Annotated in this window: 17 protein-coding genes; 2 read left to right on the top strand and 15 right to left on the bottom strand. The window is 55.7% G+C overall.

The window, feature by feature from the left end:
* Positions 1 to 5: 5 nt before the first annotated feature.
* From MVO87_RS03210 to cobB, 7 genes are read right to left on the bottom strand one after another with little or no spacing between them, the layout of a single operon-like run.
* Positions 6 to 1,187, bottom strand: a complete 1,182-nt coding sequence (locus MVO87_RS03210; protein WP_297515286.1) for an MFS transporter — start codon at positions 1,185 to 1,187, stop codon at positions 6 to 8.
* A gap of 4 nt (positions 1,188 to 1,191) precedes the next feature.
* Positions 1,192 to 1,653 carry a COG2426 family protein gene (locus MVO87_RS03205; RefSeq protein ID WP_297515289.1) on the bottom strand — a complete coding sequence of 154 codons (462 nt, stop codon included), beginning with the start codon at positions 1,651 to 1,653 and terminating at the stop codon, positions 1,192 to 1,194.
* Entirely contained in the window at positions 1,650 to 2,267 is a 618-nt protein-coding gene (locus MVO87_RS03200) for a phosphatase PAP2 family protein (RefSeq protein WP_297515291.1), read from the bottom strand. The genes MVO87_RS03205 and MVO87_RS03200 overlap by 4 nt, the downstream gene beginning before the upstream one ends.
* A 37-nt stretch (positions 2,268 to 2,304) precedes the next feature.
* On the bottom strand, positions 2,305 to 2,886 hold the full coding sequence (locus tag MVO87_RS03195; RefSeq protein ID WP_297515294.1) for an ASCH domain-containing protein: 582 nt from the start codon (positions 2,884 to 2,886) through the stop codon (positions 2,305 to 2,307).
* Positions 2,843 to 3,571 (bottom strand): TIGR02253 family HAD-type hydrolase, encoded by a 729-nt coding sequence (locus tag MVO87_RS03190; RefSeq protein WP_297515298.1) that lies wholly within the window; start codon positions 3,569 to 3,571, stop codon positions 2,843 to 2,845. The genes MVO87_RS03195 and MVO87_RS03190 overlap by 44 nt, the downstream gene beginning before the upstream one ends.
* A gap of 30 nt (positions 3,572 to 3,601) precedes the next feature.
* A complete protein-coding gene (locus MVO87_RS03185) occupies positions 3,602 to 4,003 on the bottom strand; it encodes a DUF3783 domain-containing protein (RefSeq protein ID WP_297515300.1) in 402 nt (133 codons plus the stop codon).
* The gene (gene cobB, locus MVO87_RS03180; protein WP_297515304.1) at positions 4,000 to 4,752 is read right to left on the bottom strand and encodes an NAD-dependent protein deacetylase; all 753 of its coding nucleotides are present in this window, start codon (positions 4,750 to 4,752) and stop codon (positions 4,000 to 4,002) included. The genes MVO87_RS03185 and cobB overlap by 4 nt, the downstream gene beginning before the upstream one ends.
* 133 nt (positions 4,753 to 4,885) lie before the next feature.
* Here cobB and MVO87_RS03175 point away from each other — a divergent pair, with 133 nt between their 5' ends.
* Positions 4,886 to 6,073, top strand: coding sequence for an aromatic amino acid transport family protein (locus tag MVO87_RS03175; protein ID WP_297552157.1), 1,188 nt, complete (start codon positions 4,886 to 4,888; stop codon positions 6,071 to 6,073).
* 34 nt (positions 6,074 to 6,107) lie between these two features.
* Positions 6,108 to 7,115: a glyoxylate reductase gene (gene gyaR, locus MVO87_RS03170; RefSeq protein ID WP_297512805.1), complete on the top strand. Its 1,008-nt coding sequence runs from the start codon at positions 6,108 to 6,110 to the stop codon at positions 7,113 to 7,115.
* Here gyaR and MVO87_RS03165 read toward each other — a convergent pair.
* From MVO87_RS03165 to MVO87_RS03130, 8 genes are all read right to left on the bottom strand, one after another.
* A complete protein-coding gene (locus MVO87_RS03165; protein WP_297552155.1) occupies positions 7,112 to 8,476 on the bottom strand; it encodes an ATP-binding protein in 1,365 nt (454 codons plus the stop codon). The genes gyaR and MVO87_RS03165 overlap by 4 nt on opposite strands.
* A 116-nt stretch (positions 8,477 to 8,592) precedes the next feature.
* A complete protein-coding gene (locus MVO87_RS03160; RefSeq protein ID WP_297552153.1) occupies positions 8,593 to 9,045 on the bottom strand; it encodes a PIN domain-containing protein in 453 nt (150 codons plus the stop codon).
* Positions 9,042 to 9,218 carry a hypothetical protein gene (locus MVO87_RS03155; RefSeq protein WP_285518849.1) on the bottom strand — a complete coding sequence of 59 codons (177 nt, stop codon included), beginning with the start codon at positions 9,216 to 9,218 and terminating at the stop codon, positions 9,042 to 9,044. The genes MVO87_RS03160 and MVO87_RS03155 overlap by 4 nt, the downstream gene beginning before the upstream one ends.
* A 51-nt stretch (positions 9,219 to 9,269) precedes the next feature.
* On the bottom strand, positions 9,270 to 9,992 hold the full coding sequence (locus tag MVO87_RS03150; RefSeq protein WP_297552166.1) for a DUF72 domain-containing protein: 723 nt from the start codon (positions 9,990 to 9,992) through the stop codon (positions 9,270 to 9,272).
* Positions 9,993 to 9,997: 5 nt separating this feature from the next.
* Positions 9,998 to 11,236: a DNA double-strand break repair nuclease NurA gene (locus MVO87_RS03145; protein WP_297552149.1), complete on the bottom strand. Its 1,239-nt coding sequence runs from the start codon at positions 11,234 to 11,236 to the stop codon at positions 9,998 to 10,000.
* Positions 11,223 to 13,880, bottom strand: coding sequence for a DNA double-strand break repair ATPase Rad50 (gene rad50, locus MVO87_RS03140; protein WP_297552147.1), 2,658 nt, complete (start codon positions 13,878 to 13,880; stop codon positions 11,223 to 11,225). The genes MVO87_RS03145 and rad50 overlap by 14 nt, the downstream gene beginning before the upstream one ends.
* Positions 13,877 to 15,265: a metallophosphoesterase family protein gene (locus tag MVO87_RS03135; RefSeq protein WP_297552145.1), complete on the bottom strand. Its 1,389-nt coding sequence runs from the start codon at positions 15,263 to 15,265 to the stop codon at positions 13,877 to 13,879. The genes rad50 and MVO87_RS03135 overlap by 4 nt, the downstream gene beginning before the upstream one ends.
* A gap of 9 nt (positions 15,266 to 15,274) precedes the next feature.
* Positions 15,275 to 16,942 carry an ATP-binding protein gene (locus MVO87_RS03130; RefSeq protein ID WP_297552143.1) on the bottom strand — a complete coding sequence of 556 codons (1,668 nt, stop codon included), beginning with the start codon at positions 16,940 to 16,942 and terminating at the stop codon, positions 15,275 to 15,277.
* Positions 16,943 to 16,992 lie beyond the last annotated feature (50 nt).

Below are 16,992 nucleotides of genomic sequence, written 5' to 3'. Positions count from 1 at the left end.
TTTTTCTAGCCATACCTCAGATGCTCAATTTTTCCCTGGAGGAGCTTAAAGAAAGCCCCCATGGAGAGGAAAAACAGTGCAAACAATAACCTCGCCCTCGAAAGCCCAAGAAAGTCCGTTGCAAAGCCGTAAACGATATAGAAGGTGGACGTCGCGAGTGCCATGACCATGTTCCTGAGCGATATTACCGTTGCCCTCTTCTCGCTTGAGACCCTCCTCTGGAACTCCACCGAGAAGTTGAAGGTGAAAGCTGAGGCGAAGAGCGTCGCGGTTATTCCAAGGAGCACTATGAGGAAAGGGTTTGGATAGATGACCGAGAGAACCGTTGCAAGGGGCACTCCAACGGGCGCGGACTCGTGCAGGGCTCTCCCAACCCTTCCCCTGAGTGCCACACCGAGGTATTTCGGAAGGACCTTCACGAGCACCTCAACGACCCCAAGGATTCCGAGGGTTCCCATAATCGTCGTGCCGAGGTAAAGGGCCAGGACGTTTCCAAGATAGGGCTCGAAGAACTTCCTGAACTGGTTGAGTGCGAGGGTGACGGAGAGGAGGTAGGCGATAAGCCACGCTATTTCAGGTTTCCTCAGCTCGCGCCAGGCGCCGAGAACGTGGAGCGTGTAAGATGTCTCTGGCCGTGAGAAGCCCATCTCAGGTATGCCAAGGGCAACTGGAATCGTCAGGGCCTGAACGATGGCCGTGAGGAGTATCGCAACTTTAAAGCCCAAAAACTGAGCAATGAAGGCTCCAAGGATTGTTGTCGTGGAGCTCACGATGAGTGAAATTTTCTGAGCCGACCTCCAGATTTCCTTGAACTGGCCCTCCAGTCCCTCGGCCTTGAGGTTGTCAAACAACCACGCCTGAAAGCTTCCGCTCACGAAGGAAGCACCCAGCGTTCCGAGGAGCTCCGAGGCGAGGAGAACCCAGAGATTCCTGAGAAAGAGCAGTAGAAGCGTCGCGAGAGGTATTATCGAAAGCCCGATGAGAACGCTCGCCTTTCGGCTCACCTTGTCGCCGACGACACCCGTGGGAACCTCGAAAAGGAAGAAGCCCAGACCGCCGACGGCTGTTGCAAGGCCTATTTCACCGTAGCTCAGCCCGCAGGAGAGGTAGTAGATTACCGCTATGTTTCCGAGGAATCCCGCGTAGGTGAGGGAAAGGAGGAGCTTGAATCGTCTAATCCAGTCCATAACATCACCCAAACAGCCCCAGCGCGGGCAGAACCGTTATCGCCATGCTCAGGAGCCCACCGAGGATTAAAGCGGGAACCGTCTGCTTTTTCTCGATTCCGAGGAGGTAAGCCGCCAATGCCCCCGTCCACACACCAGTCCCTGGCAACGGAATGGCAACGAAGATTGTGAGACCGATGAAGCCCCACCTCTCCACGTAGGGGTGGGCCTTTCTCCGAGCGCGCTCGACGTAGTAGAGGTAGAGGTGGGCTACCTTTCGGAGGGGCGTTTTTTCGAGCCAGAGCATGATTCGGTCTATCAGCGGAAGGGCCAGCGGAAGAACCACCGAGAGTAGCAGGACGCCGAGGGAGGCGCTCAGAAGGGTCTCCCAGAGAGGATAGCCCCTCCCTATGCCATAGACTATCGCATAGCGCCCCTCGAAGGTTGGAATGAGGGATAGCAGGAAGACCTCGATGAAGCCGTTCATGCCTCAACGACCTCCAGGTTGAGTTTTTTGAGTATTCTCCCCATGATGGGAAGCCAGAGTTTTTCCGTGGAGCGGAGCAGTAGATAAAGCCACGGAGCAAAGAGAAGGCTGAAAAGGACGTCGCTGAGCCAGTGGTAGTGGAGGAAAAGCCTCGTGAGGGCTACTCCAATGGCGTAGGCCCACGCGAGCGGGGCAAGTTTCTTCCAGCGGTCTGAAACGTAGCTCGCTATTACTGCCGCCCTGAAGGTGTGGCCCGAGGGGAACGCCCCCGAGCTCAGAAAACCAGCCCCTGGGAGCGGTCTCGGTCTTGGCTCGGCGAGGAGGGCCTTCAGCGCACCGACCGCGACGAGGCCGAGGGAGAGAGCGATGAGAAAAGCAAGAGTCTTTGAAGATACGCCACCCAGCTTCTTCAGCTCGGAGAGAACTACAATGATGGCAAAAAGGGCTAAGAACGCGTTTCCCCCCAGGGCCGTTAGCAGGTTCATCCAGGGAGTGTCTATTAGGGGAAGGGCCGAGTTAAGGGCCTCGTTTATACCTTTAAACCCGCCTGCAAGCTGAAGGGCTAAGGCGAGGAGCAGTCCCAGGGAGAGGAGTTGGAAGGGGCTCTTCTTCATGGCAGAGTGAAGAGAAAGAGGAACCTAAAAAGCTTTTCTAAATCAGCCCCTCGTTGTAGAGGCCGTGGTAGACCTTTAACAGTGCCTGCTGGACTTTCTTCGGTCCGAAGGTTCTCACCGCCTTCCCGAGCCCCTCGTTGTAAATCCTACGCATTATGAAGTCAGTTTCGCGGTTGAAGTTGAGCCTATCCTGGTTTTCGAGGTAGAGACGCGCTATCTCCTCGGGCTCGCGGTAGTTGAGTCCCTTGAGCCACTTGAGGGGAATTCCATCTTTAAAACGCTTGACCACTTCAAAGCCTATTACCGTGACCTCGTCGTCCCCGTAGAGCTCGCCGTAGATTTTGTTCAGCTCGCGGAGGAGCTCCTTAACGTCCGAGAAGCCGTCGAGCTTTGCATCTTCGTTGGTGAGTTCCCTAACCTTCTTCCGCTCGACCTTCGTGATTCTGACCTTCGCTATTGCCGTGTCGCTCGGCGTTACCACGAGGTAAACCTCGCTCCCGGGCTTCGCCTCGTAACTCCCGTAGCGTATAGTCGTGACCTTGTCTCCCCTTAGGATTCTCGACTTGTAGGCGGAGTCAATCAGCATGAACTTCCGAATCTGAACGCTCTTTTTCCTCATTGTTTAGTCCCCTCACAATCTTCGGAACCTCTTCAAGGCTCTCAATCGTGAAGTCGGCGTAGTCAAGGTAGTCGAGCTCTTTGTTGGCATATTTTCCATAGCGGAACCAGACGGTCCTCATTCCCACCTGTTTGGCCCCGTAGATGTCGGAATAGAGCCTGTCGCCGACCATTATGGCATCTTCCGGTTTAACACCGAGCTTCTTGAGGGCCCGCTTAAAAATCTTCGGATGGGGCTTCTTGACGCCGAGGTAATCGGAGATGAAGACATCATCGAAGAACTCGTCCAGCTCGAGGCGGAGTATCTTCTCCCACTGCTTTATCGGGTCGCCGTCGGTGATTATCGCAAGGATGTAACCGTCCTTTTTGAGCTCGAGGAGAACCTTCCTGGCACCGCGGACGCTCTTCAGGTAGGCGAACTTCGTGTTGTGGTAGGCTATAACGCCCGAGGCTACCCACTTGGGGTTGTTTGGAAGTTCCAAACGCCTCAGCAGATAGTCAAAGTGCCTGTTGAAGTTGCTACCGTACTCCGCTATCAGCTCAAGAAGCTCGTTATAGGCGGTCTCGAAGTCAACGGGAAGACCGTGGCGTATCATATTCTCTATCGCGTTCCGTCTCGCCATCTCAGCCAAGCGGGTGGTGTCAACAATCGTGTCGTCAAGGTCAAACAGGACGGCCCTAATCATACCCCGACCCCTTAGTTTATTCTCGGCGGACTATTTAACGTTGCCGATATCGAGAAAGAGGCCTCTCTTCCCTTTGGTCTGTTTTTTCGCCTCTCTCATAGCCCTGAAGTACTCATCCTCCCGTCTCAGCTCCTCAAGGAGCCCCTCCAGCGTCCATTTGAGGTTCGTCTCGGTCGTCGTCGCGAAGATTACCCTTCCTTCAGCCAGCTTCCTGACCTCGCCTATAACCCTCTTGATGCCCTCGTTGTCGAGGCCGTGCATTATGACGAACCTTCCACCGGCCCAGTCAAGGTTCCCGCCCTCCGTTGTCCTCTCGAGTATCTCCGCCAGGGTGAGCTTTCTGAAGTGCTCGGGAACCGGCAGAACCGGGTAACCGAGCTCTGTAATCCTCTCGATTTCATCCCTCGTAAAACCAACCAGGAGCAACTTCATTTCAACCCCCTCACGAGCTCAACGAGCTTTGGAAGCACTTCGCCCGCCTTTCCGCGCAGGAAAACGTCCGCAATTGGCGTTATTCCGCTCCTCTCAACGTTCACCTCTATGACCCTGCCGCCGTGCTCCTTGACGATGTAAGGTATGTACGCGGCGGGATACACTACCCCGCTCGTCCCGACGACGATTACCGCGTCGGCCTTCTCCGCCAGCCGAAAGGCCTCTTCCAAAGCATCCCTCGGCAGGGCCTCCCCGAACCAGACCACGTCGGGTCTGAGGAGAGAACCACAGCGGGGGCACCTCGGGAGGTCCCTTGAGTTCACGAACTCATAAACCCGACCGCTTTCCTTCAGGTTCTCCCTGTAAGGGCAAGAGGTACAGCGAACCCGGAAGATGTTTCCGTGGAGCTCTATCAGGTTTCTTGTCCCCGCCTCGCGGTGCAGGTCGTCAACGTTCTGGGTTATCACCGCCTTTAGGAGTCCCATCCGTTCAAGCTCCGCCAGAGCATAATGAGCTGGATTCGGCTTCGCATCCAGAATCTTGCGCATCCTCCACCTGTAGAACTCCCAGACGAGGTAGGGGTCCCGCTTGAAAGCCTCGGGTGTTGCGAGTTCTTCCGGCCGATAGCGCTTCCAGAGGCCGTTGAAGCCCCTGAACGTTGGAACACCGCTCTCAGCGCTGATTCCTGCGCCGGTGAAGGCTATCGCAAAGCGCGACCTTGCCAGGATTTTAGCGGCGTGGCTCAGCATGGTGGTATCTCGACCGGAAACTTAAAAATTCTATCCAACCCCCCGGGCGGTCGAAGGATATTAGAAACCTCTTTCAACCTTCCGAGCGAGGGTTTAAATTGTGTTCATTGGGACATTGAGCGGAGGTGAGAGAATGCCCGTTTCGGAAGGCGTTGAGAGAAAAAAAGTTACCACCTCACATGGTCGCTATTACTCGGCCCGTATAGCGGCGCAGAGGAGGAAAAAGCTCATCCTGATTCAGAACCTCAGGAAGAGGAAGTGCGTCAGGGGTCTTAGGATAAGCACGATTCGCGTTGAGAAGAAGCGCATAACCAGGGGAGAGGCACTGGCCATCCTCGTGGGGACACAGATAGGTGCGGGAGTTCTCGGCCTGCCCTACGCCGCCAGCAAAGTCGGCCTCATACCGGCACTGGCAGTGCTCATCGGCGTGATGTTCCTGATGCTCTGGACAGGCCTCATCGTTCTCAAGTTCTCCGCCGGAATGGGCGGGGCGCAGATGAGCACCGTAGCCCAGCGCGTCCTCGGAAAGGCCGGTGGCTGGCTGATGTACGTCAGCATCTTCATCATGAGCTTTGGGGCTATCTTAGCTTACATAGCGGGAATGGGAAGCGTCTTCGCGAGCCTCTTTGGGATAAGCGAAACCGCGGGAGCTTTCATATTCTGGGTTTTGGCCTCGCTCGTCGTCTATCACGGCCTCGAAGCCAGTGGAAAGACCGAGCTGGCCATGAGCTACGTAATGCTCGCCCTCTTCATAGCAGTCACCCTCATGCTTGTTCCCCACGCGAAGCTGAGCAACGGCCTCTACACAGACCTCTCGGGAATCCTCAGCATAACCGGTGTGGCAATCTTCGCCCTCGGTTGCCACACGGTGATTCCGGACGTCTACAAGGGCCTCGGAAGCTACGAGGAGACCAAGAAGGTCCTCGTCTGGGCGTTCATCATCCCAACGGCCATCTACGCGATATTCATGGTCGCCTTCCTCCTTGCCTTCGGCAGGGAAACGCCCCAGATAGCCACGCAGGGCCTTGAGCTCCTCTACGGCCACCTTGGAAGAATCGTCGGCAATCTCATCCCGCTCCTGGCAATAACCACGAGCTACATCGGAATTGCCCTCGCACAGCAGAGCAACAACGAGGAGTTCGTCAGGCTTAAGAGGCCGATAGCGTGGGGCCTGACGGTAATTCCTCCTGCCATTGTGTACTTCGCCGGAGTCAAGAACTTCGCTGACGTCTTAGCTTTTGCGGGAGACACCGGAGACATGATGGCCTTCATAGTCCTGCCGATACTCATCTGGCTCGTTGACAAGCTGAGAAAACGCTAAAAGCGTCCCCCCTTTTCTTTATCCGGTGGTAGTCATGCCGAAGGTCTTCATCACGCGCGCCATTCCCGAGAACGGCATAGAGCTTTTGAGGGAGCACTTTGAGGTCGAGGTCTGGCCGGAGGAGAGAGAAATTCCCCGAGATGTTCTCCTCGAGAAGGTTCGCGACGCTGATGCCCTCGTCACGATGCTCAGCGAGAGGATTGATAAAGAGGTCTTCGACAATGCCCCGAAGCTCAGAATCGTCGCGAACTACGCCGTCGGCTACGACAACATAGACGTCGAAGAGGCAACGCGGAGGGGAATCTACGTAACGAACACTCCCGATGTCCTCACCGACGCGACGGCGGACTTCGCTTGGACGCTTTTGCTTGCAACGGCGAGGAGGCTAATCGAGGCCGATAACTTCACGCGCTCCGGCGAGTGGAAGAGAAAAGGTATTGCCTGGCACCCGCGCTGGTTTTTGGGCTACGACGTCTACGGGAAAACCATCGGAATCATAGGCTTCGGCAGAATAGGACAGGCGGTGGCGAAACGTGCCAGAGGATTTGGCATGAGAATTCTCTACTACTCCCGCACGAGGAAGCCAGAGGCGGAGAAAGAGCTCAACGCAGAGTTCAAACCCCTCGACGAGCTCCTGAGCGAGAGCGACTTCGTGGTTCTGGCAGTTCCCCTAACGAAGGAAACCTACCACATGATAGGCGAGCGGGAGCTCAAGCTGATGAAGGAAACGTCAATTCTCGTGAACATAGCGCGCGGAAAGGTCGTTGACACGGAAGCGCTGGTAAAGGCCCTGAAGGAGGGCCGAATTGCCGGAGCCGGCCTCGACGTCTACGAGGAGGAGCCGTACTACAACGAAGAGCTTTTCGGCCTGAAGAACGTGGTTTTAGCTCCTCACATCGGTAGCGCTACCTTTGGGGCCAGAGAGGGCATGGCCGAGCTCGTGGCGAGGAATCTAATAACCTTCAAGAACGGCCAAATCCCGCCAACGCTGGTTAACAGGGACGTTGTGAAGGTCAGGAAGCCGGGGTTCGAGGAACGTTAGAACGAAAAATCCCTCAGGTCCCAGATAAACCAGCCCTCTCTCCCCAGCTCCTCTTTCCCCTCAACGTCCTTTGCCACCAGCCCGTAGCTCTTCTCCCATCCCTCAAGCCTAACGAGTTTGGCTTTCCTCGCCAGGTCCTTCAGAATTCCCCTCGCTTCCCTCTCGCTCAAATCCTTCCATTTAACCTTAACGAAGAGCGCTCGTTTTTCCCTCTCGTTCAAAGCGACCAAATCAATCTCCTCACCCTTACGCCACCATCTACCGATTTTCGTGAAGCGGAACGGAAGCTTCCCTACTCTGTTCAGCTCGATTAGGAACTCCCTCGCAATCTCCTCGAAAACGAAGCCGAGGTACTCGTTGAAGTTCCGCTTAATGTCGTCAACAACGTCAATCCCCATCTCGATTTCGCTCCTCCGAGGGTAGACGAAGCGGAACCAGAAGCTGAAGAGATTGTCCGCTATGCGGTAGCGCCCCCTCTTTCCGCCGGTAATCGGCAGTTCCTCGGTAACGTAGCCCATCTCCTGGAGGACGAGCAGGTACTTGCCGAGCGAGTTCTTCTCTATCCTCGCCTTATCAGCTATCTCTCCGAAGCGGGTGTAGCCGAGCGCTATCGCCCTGAGGATTGAGAAGTAGCGCGAGACGTCGCGGAGCTCCTCCTTGAGGAGGTACTTCGGTTCGTCGTAGTACTTGGCGCCCTTCGAGAGGAGCAGAAATCTGAGGTTGTCCCAGAAGTCAAGGTTTGGATTGTAATCAGCCCAGTACTGTGGAACGCCACCGAAAACCGAGTAAACGTAAACCGCCTCCTCCGTGCTCAGCGGGTGGAACTCCCTGACCTTAAAAAAGTTCATCTCCTCGACCTTCCACGCCCCGGTTCTCCGCCCGTATATCGGCGATTTGGCTGAAAGAACGCCCTCCATGAAGGAGACCAGCGAGCCGCAGAGAACGAGCATTATCTTCGTTTTCGAAAGGTGTAAATCCCAGTACTTCTGAAGGACGCTGAGGAATTCCCTGTGGGCCTTGGCCACGTACTGAACCTCGTCTATCACCACAAGGAGCCTCTCCCCGCTTTTTCCCGCGAGGTAAGTGAAAAACGCTTTCCAGCTCTGGAGCGGGTTCTCCCGCAGGAACGGGTCGTTGAAGTATTCCGCCAACCTCTCCGAGAAATCCTCTAAGATGGTCTTGCTCTCCTCCGCGAGGAGATAAATTCCCCCGACCTCCGAGAGGAACCTTTGAAGGAGGTACGTCTTACCTATCCTCCTCCGGCCGTAGAGAATTATCAGCTCCGGCTTCCCCGAGGCGTACCTCGACCTCAGGAACTCGAGCTCGCTCTCGCGGTCAATGAACTTACTCGTGAGTATCATACTCGTGAGTACGCTTTATGGCTTATAAAGTTTTTTGAAGTTTAGAGTTTTTAGTTTCGGGGGCGATGATGACGACACCCTCGGCTGACGGTGATGAGCTGGACCCGTGCCTGAGCCTATCGAATAACAGAGAGCTCATCAACGTCATCGAAGTCGTTGTCAAAGGTTGCTATTTTCTTTATCCCATTTAGAAGGCAGGTGGCAACAATCTGGGCATCTCTCGGCATCAAACCGTATTTGACGGCATAGCTTTGGACAAGCCCCGGGCTCGTTGCGTCCTCAACGAGTTCAACGTCGTATTGAAAAATCAATGCAAGTACCGATGTAAAAGCCTCGTCTATCAATGTCCGGCCTTCACGCGTCTTCAGGTATCTTTTTGCATCGTATCTGTTGCGAATTCCAGCTTTTTCCGAGAGCAACTTTCTCAAAACGACGTACGTTGCTTCTTCCACCGTTGAAAAGGACGTGGCCAGCATTCCTCGGTTTTTCTCAAGAACTTGGAACGCCCGCTCCGTTAGGGAAGTCTCAAAGAGGTAGTTGTAAAACACGTTGGAATCAACGTAAATCACCGGCCTACCTCCCCGGCGTACTCCTCAAGCTCCTCGGCGCTTGCCCTTCCAAGCATTCCGGGACGGACTTTCTTTTTCATGGCCTTTGCGAGAAACTCTGCATCAGCTTCAAGGAATTTTTTGAGCCGTTCAATGTTAACTCCCGCCGGAACCTTTATCGTTATCTCCTCCATGCTCCCACCTAAGGAGAATTCGATGGAGTTGTATAAATCCCTATCGAAGGTTCACCCTTTCCCTATAATTGCCTTGAACCTCTTCGCGTCTTGGCACATCTCGGTGTTGTTGAAGAAGACGAAGCTCTCATTTCTGTTCCAGCCGAGGACGCGCTCCCTGATTTTCTGCAGTTCCTCATCGCTGTAGGAGTGCCGGTAAATTATCCGCCCATTCTCGTAGCGCCCGTGGAGCCAGTAATAGTTCGTCTCGCCCCTGTGGAGTGGAATCCTCACGAGCGGGTCGGTCACGTCTATGACGTCAAAGGCTCTAACGAAGCGCTTAACGCCCTTCTCGCTCCAGCCCCTCAGCTCAACGGCTATCTCGAAGTTTCCCCTGTCAATCATCTCGAAGAATCTTTCCGCGTTGGCGAAGCTCTCCTCGTTCTCCTTGAAGCTCTTCGGCAACTGAATGAGAATGAAGCGCGCGCCGAGAAGTTCAGCCTCCTTCAGCGTCAGGCGCCAGAAGTGAAGGACGTCGCTGTTTGGCCTCAAAAGGCCGACGTTTTTGCTCGGTCTAACGTTGCTCCTCCGCCACGTTGGGCTGTTCGGCGGGTGCGTTACGCCCTGAAAGGCCTTCATCGCGAAGATGAAGCCCTCGGGAGCTTCCTTCCTCCAGCGCTCAAGGGTTTTCTCCTGGAGGATTCGGTAAAAGGTCTGCTGAACCTCAACGGCATCGAAGTCCCGGAAATATTTCGACCTTCCCTCGCAGAAGCCACAGGTTCCGACTCTAATCATCTCCATCACTCCAGCGGTTCCCTTCCGTAGCGCAGGAAGTTCAGGTAAGCCTCGTCCTCGCCAACTATCGCGCTCAGGATTGCGTCGACGTACGCGTCGAACTCCCTCTTCTTGATTACGACCGAGTGGTGCGCGTACTCGAGCGGAATCACGTACTCATCTTCGGCCACCGAGAGGATTTTCGCGAGGGTATCCTCGAAGTCCTGCTTCTCCGGAACCTCGAGAAGGTATATGAGTCCTCCATCGGCAAACCGGACGTAGGCCGGCCGTATCCTCGCGCCCTCTATCTTCCTTCCGTCGAGGACGAGAATCTCGCGAAGGTTCTCGAAAAAGCCGTGCTCCATGAGGTCGAGGATTAGCCCGGCGAGGGCCTCCTTCTTGCCGACCTTCGACGAGAAGCGCAGGTAACCGCTCTTATCGGTCAGCGAGGCCACGACCGGTGTGTCCACCATTATCGGGACCCTCTTCAGCTTCTCCCTCTCTGCAACAGTCCCTATGACGTCCGAGCGGTAGAAGGTCTTCGCTATCGAGGCTATATCGTTTTCCAAAAGCCTATCGAGGGCGTGGAGGTACTCGAGGTACTCGAAGAGGACTATGAGGTTCTCAGCATCAACCACCCACCAGATTTTCCCGCGAATGCTCCGTGAGCCCTTCTCCTCCAGTATCTTGAAGATTGACGTCCCTCCCCTCCCGCGCGCGAGTAGAGATGGACCCGAGATGACGCCCTTTTTGAGCTCCCGCTTCCACTCCTTCCACTTGAGATTGAGGGCATCAAGGAAGTCCATCGAGGCCTCCAAAAGCGTCCTCCCGTGCCTTTCGTAGAGCTGGTTCGTAGTTGAGTTGGCGTAGCTCGGCGGTCTTATGAGGGCCCCGCTTATCGTGCCGTCCATGAGCACGAGGTCTGACATTTCCCCGACGAGAGCGCCCATTCTCTTCTCCAGTGTGTCCATATGAACCCTTATTCTATCATCGGCGTTGCTGTAGGGGAAGAGCGCCCCGATGTCGTTCCAGTAGTAGAGGTCGTCGCCGACCGCTGATGCGGAGACGGCGTAGATTATCGCCCCGCTGAGCCTCCTGGCCATCCTGCTCCCGTCAACGGCGTAAACCCTCGCCTTCTTCGGCTCTGGAAGGTCTTCCCAGCGGTAGTGCTTCCTCACGAGGGGGACGAGCTTTCCGAGCTCCTTCCTGCTCTCCCTGAGGAAGTGCCTGATTTCCTCGAGGTGCCTGTCGTCAATACGCTCCAAGGCTCTCCACCTCCACCCTCGCTTCACCGGCGTTGGTAACCCTTATCACGTAATCGGCCGCGTCCTTCAGTTCTTCGTCGTGCGAGACGATGATTACCTGAGGTATTTTTCTCAGCTGGCTTGATATAATCTCCACGAGCTTCTTCCTCCTCTCCTCGTCGAGGAAGGGCGTTGGCTCGTCCAGGATAAGCAGTTCAAGGTTGCCCACCTTGTAGAGCGAGAGGGCAAGGCGGAAGGCCAAACCAAGCGCTATCCTCTCCCCACCGCTGAGGAAGTCTATTCCAACTTCGTTGCCCGCGTAGAGGATTTTAAGCTCAATCCGCTCCTTACCATAGCGCTTCTCGCGCCTCAGCTTTATCCCCTGATACTTGCCCTCGGTCATCTCCGAGAACAGCTCTCCGGCCAGCTTCTGCACCTCTTCAAGCCCCCTGAGTTCCTCCTCCGCCTTCAGCCGGGCTATCTTTTCCCTGAAGGCCGTCAGGTCTGCCAGCGCCTTCTCGACGAGCTCGAGCTCCCTCTCGGCCTTTTCAATCTCCCCGAGGTTCGCCTTCAGCTCGTCTATCAAGCGAGCTATCTCGTCCCTCAGGCTCTCCGCTCCCTCAAGCTCGGCCCTCGCCCTCTCAAGGGCTCTCGACTTCTCAAGGTATTCCCTCTCGGCCCTCTCAAAGTCCTCCTCCGAGAATTCCTTCCTGGCTTCCTCCAGCTCTTTTCTCGCCTTTTCGAGCTCGGCCTTTAAGCGCGCTATGTTCGCCCTTGACTCATCGGCCTTCCTCCGCTCGATGTCGAGCTTCTTCTCGAGGGCCTCAATCCTCCTCGGAACGTCCTTCAGCGAGAGGAACTCGCGATAGGGCTTCTCAAGCTCCCCAATCCTCTCCTTGACCTCATCAAAGGAGCCGAATCCCCTCTCGGAGAGCCTCTTTAGAATGTCGGCCTTTTTCTCCTCAAGGGCGTGGAGTTCCTTCTCTACAGCCCTCTTTTCCTTCTCAAGGCCCTCAAGCTCCTCAAGCCTTTCCCTTACGCTCCGGATTTCCTTCTTGAGGCCGATGAGCATCTCCTTCGTTTCCTCGAAGAGCTTCGCGTCCCTCTCAAGCTCCTCAACGCCGAGCTCCTCAAGCTTCTCCTCCGCCTCTCTGAGCAAATCGGCAGTCTTCTTGAGGCGAATCAGCTTCGGCTCCCTCGCGAGGAGCTTCCTTAGCTCGACCTCGCGCTTCCTCAGCTCCTCAAGCTTCTCCCCGAAGGTTTTAACTTCACTCTCAATCCTCGAAATCTCGGCCCTGTACTCGGCCAGGATTTCGCCTTCCTCGTGCTCGTCTATGGGTCTTCTGCAGAGGGGGCAGATTTTGGCCCCTTCCAGTCTCTCCATGTTGGCAATAAGCTCCGCCTTTTTCCCCCTCAGCGAGGCTATTCTCTCCCTGACCTTTGAAATCTCCTCCTGGAGTTTTTCAAGCTCCTCCTTGGCTTTCTCGATTTCTTTGAGTTCCTTTTCAAGCTTCTCGACGGTGTAGCCGGCCCTCTCAAGCTCCTTCCTGTGCTTCTCGGCCTCGCCGAGGATTGACAGGGCGCGCTGGTAGAGCTTGTGCCTCTCCTTGAGCCTCTCGTATTCCCTCCTTGTCTCCTCCTCGCTCCTTTTCAGCTCCCCAAGTTTCCTTTCCAGCTCCTCTCGCTTCGCCATTTCTCTCTCGAGAGAGCGGAGCTTTTCCCTTAGCGATGAAAGCCCAACCTCAACATTCGAGAGCTCGTCCTTCAGCTTCAAAAGCTTGCCCAGCTCAATGTACTCCTCGGCGAGAGGTTTTAACTCCTCAAGCCTCGCCCTCTTCTCCTCCAGCTCCTCCAGCTCGAGCTTCAGCTCCTCTATCCTCTTCTCCCTCTCCTTCAAAAGTTCCTCCTCGCTCGCCAGCGATTTTTCGAGGAGTGCCATTTTCTTCTCGAGGCCGGCTATCAGCTCCTTTTTACCTTTCATCTCGCGGTACAGCCGGGCAAGCCTCTCGACCTCGGCCGAAAGCTCCCTTTCCCTCTTCCTCAGCTCACTAATCCTCTTCAGCGTCTCAGCGAACCTCTTCTCGGCCTCTCTCAAACTGCCTTCGACTTCAGCTTTCCTCTCGATGAGCTTCTTCAGGTTCTCCCTTCTCCTCTTCAGCTCGCGGATTACCTCTGCCGAGTTCCTCTCGGCGTTCTCGTAGTCCTCTATGCCGAGAACCTTGCGCAGAACCTTTTCCATGACCTCGCGGTTGGTGATTATGCCCTCAATCTCGCCCTGTCGGATGTAGAGGGCGTTCGTATAGACCTGCAGGGGGTAAACGTTCCTCTCGACCCAGCGCGCTATATCGGAGCTCTTCTCCGCGATAAGCCTTCCGTTCTCAAGGAGCTCGCTCTTCTTCGTCGTCCTGGTTATGCGGTAGGTTTTGCCGTTGTGTTCGAACTCCAGGCTCAGGGAAAGCTCCCCGGTTCCGACGCGGGCGTTGGCCTTCAGATAGCCCTTCGGAAAACTTGGGTGTCCAAGGTAAAGCGAGGCGAAGATGGCCTCAAGGATTGAGCTCTTCCCGGCTCCATTCTGGCCGATTATCAGGTTTATGCCGTCGCTGAACTCAACAATGCTTTTCCTGTGGGCCCTGAAGTTCCGAATCTCGATTTTCCTGACCCTCATTGCCTGCCACCCCCGAGCCACGCATCGAGGCTCGACGTCTTTGCCGGTCTCGTTTTCTTCTCGGTTTTGGGCTTCTCTATTTTCTCCTTCTTTGGAGTTGCTTTCACGCGCTTTTCCTCTTTCGGCCGTTTCTCTTCGGCATTTTCTGGTTTCTTCGGCTCTTCCACTGGTTTGCGGGCCCTTGCCCTCATCCCTTCCGGAACGCCGAGGCGGTACTTCTCAAGGAGCCAGTCCATGAACTCGTCGAGCGGGAACTCCTTGGGTTCACTCCGCAGGTGGAGGAAGAGCTCCCTCTCCCACTCGGTCAGTATCTCTTCGCCCACGCGCTCCTTAGAGATTATCGCCTCGCCCGTGACCCTGCTCCTGAAGGCGTAGTAGGCTATGCCAGAGCCCTTCAGCAGGTCGTTGAACTCAGCTAAACTAACGCCACCCTTCACCGTTCCCTCAAGGTAGATGATTGCCACCGCATCTTTTGGAATCAGACCCGCTACCTCCTCCACCTTCCTCCTGAGCTCGGCCTTGGAGTTTCCCGAAACCGTAACGCGGTAGAAGGGCCTCGTCTCGACCTCGACGAACTCCGGCCGGAAGTCCTCAACGATGTAGAAGCCCTTCGGCTGGGTGTTCTCGCGGAGCTTCGGCTTTCTGTCCCTCTCGCCGTAAACTACTACGTGGCTCGCCTCCCTAACGTCAGTCCGCTCGGTGGAGCCAGGATATGCTATCGGGCCCTTTAGACCCGTCTGCTCGGGCTCGGCCAGCTTTCTCACGTGTATGTGCCCGAGGGCATAGTAGGAGAAGTTATCGGGAAGTTCGCTGAGCTTGAGGTCGAAGGCGTCCTGATAAGGGGTGTCCCTCGCGAGGTAATCAACGGCCTGGTGGAGCATCAAAACGTCTCCCCTCTTGAAGAGGGCCTTCAGGACGTTGGTGTTACCCCTTATGAGCTGCCAGCGCGTGTGATGTCTTAAGCCGTAGATTTTGAGGTCTCCGACCTCTGCCCAGACGAGGTAGCGGTCGGCAATCTTTTTGCTCCGCAGGAACTCGTCCCGCTTTTCCTCTCTTCTGAGGCCGAGGGTCCTGATTAGGCCGAGGTGTTCGAGCAGGTCGAAGACGGAAGCCTCTCTAATCGTCTTGTCGTGGTTGCCCTCGATGGCGAAGACAGGGATTTCCTTTCTCCTCGGGATTTCGAGTATCTCGACCGCATCGCGCAGGGCCTTAGGCGACGGCCTGCTCACGTGGAAGAGGTCTCCGGCGATGAGTATGAAGTCCACCCTGGCCTTAACGGCCTTCTCGACGGCCTCACGAAACGCTTTAACGTAGTCCTCGTAGCGGAAGGGCTGGTTGAACTGCTCCCGGCCGAGATGGGCATCGGCTATGTGCGCGAACTTCATCTTAACACCTCACAGGGGGAGGGAAGCTATCGCCTCCTCCTCGCTCACCTCTTCCTCCTTCCCCTCGAGCCATTCGCCAACGATGTCTATGTCCCTTCCTCCATAGTGGCCGTTGAAGTCCTTCTCGAAGTTATAGATTTTCACCATCGCCGGAATCGTGATTGCGTAGCCCACTATCACCGCCTCGCCGACGCCCAGCGAGGCTATATCGCTCAGCAGGTCCTCGCTTATCTGCTCGCTCGCCTGCTGGACGTAGCGCTGGTCGTTCGGCTCGACGAGCTTGAGGATTATCTTTGTGTTGGTCTGGCTGAGTATGTCGTCGTCGAGCTTCTTCGGCCTCTGGGACACTATTCCAAGGCCCACGCCGAACTTTCTCCCCTCTCGGGCTATCTTGCCGAGCCACAGGGTTGCGGGGTTCTTCTCGCCCCTCGGCGCGAATATGTGGGCTTCTTCAACTATGACGAGGATTGGCTTCTTCACGGCCGGGTAAGCCTCCAGTATCTCCCTTGCGGTGAGCCTGTCGTTGGTTCTGACGGCTTTGAGGTACTCAATGCGGTTCTTTAGGATTCCCCTCAGGACGAAGCTCGCGAGCGTTATCATCTGCTCCTCTTCCATCCCGCTGAGGTCTATGACGTTCACCATGCCGGGCCTTATCTCGCCGAGCACATCTACCGGGCTTATGAACTCGCCGAAATTAGCTTTCAGCTCGCCTATGTAGTCCTTTAGCCTTATCAGAGAGTCCAAATCTCTCGCCTGAATCTTCCTCGGCGTCTCCATGCCCTTCTCGTTGTAGTAGTAGATTACCTTGTCGTCGGTGTTCTCGTAAACCCTAATCCACTCCTCTATCTTGTCCTCCATCGCTTCAAGGAAGGGCAGACCGCCGACGACCTTTCCGTCCCGTCTCATCTCCTCCTTGACTGTTCGGTAAACGAGCCCGAGGAAGCGCCTCTGGAGGCTCGCGTTTTCGGCTATGCCGAGGAGCGTTGCCAGCTCGCTCAGCCTTATTCTCCCGGGGTCTATAGTGGCCTTTATCGGGTTGACCTTTGCCCCTGGCCAGCTCAACCTCTGGTACTCGCCGTGAGGGTCGAGGATTACGACGGTGGCGTTAACGTTGTCAACGAGCTCCTTGGTGAGAACGGCTATCGTGTTGGACTTTCCGGCTCCGGTAACGGCCAGAACCGCGAAGTGCCTCGAAACGAGCCTGTTGGCGTCGAGGCGAACCTCTATGTTGCCCCTCGCGATGAGCTTTCCAACCCTGAGGTGGCCGTTTGCGAATATTCTCTCCAGGTCCTCGTCCCTCGCGAGGTAAACCTTCTCGCCCGGCTTTATGGGGACGCGGTTCGGGGCGGGCTTTGGCAGAAACTCGCCGTCCCTAGTTCTGAGAACGCCGAGAACCTTGGCCGTAGCCAATATCTCCTCGCTCTTGTCGAGAATTCCGCGCGAGAAAACGTTGACCGTCTTTTCAACGTAGTCGTAGCTTCCCCTCCCGGCCTCCATAAGCCAGTTGAGGTTTCTTATGGATTTGAGCAGGGCTAAAACCTCGTCCCCCTCCCGGTTTTTAACGACAAGGAACTCGCCGAAGCGCGGGAGCTCGTTCCTAGGGTTGACTATGAACGTGAAGTGGTCGGTGCTCGATTCACCGAACACGATTCCAACCGAAGCGTCGGGCCCCTCCATATTACCACCTTGAGTTGATTTTCCCGTGAGGACAAAAACCTTTCGATGCC

It is taken from the genome of Thermococcus sp., from assembly GCF_027063845.1.
Classification (GTDB): domain Archaea; phylum Methanobacteriota_B; class Thermococci; order Thermococcales; family Thermococcaceae; genus Thermococcus.
Note: the sequence above shows the minus strand (reverse complement) of the source record. Positions and strands in the feature narration are given on the sequence as shown.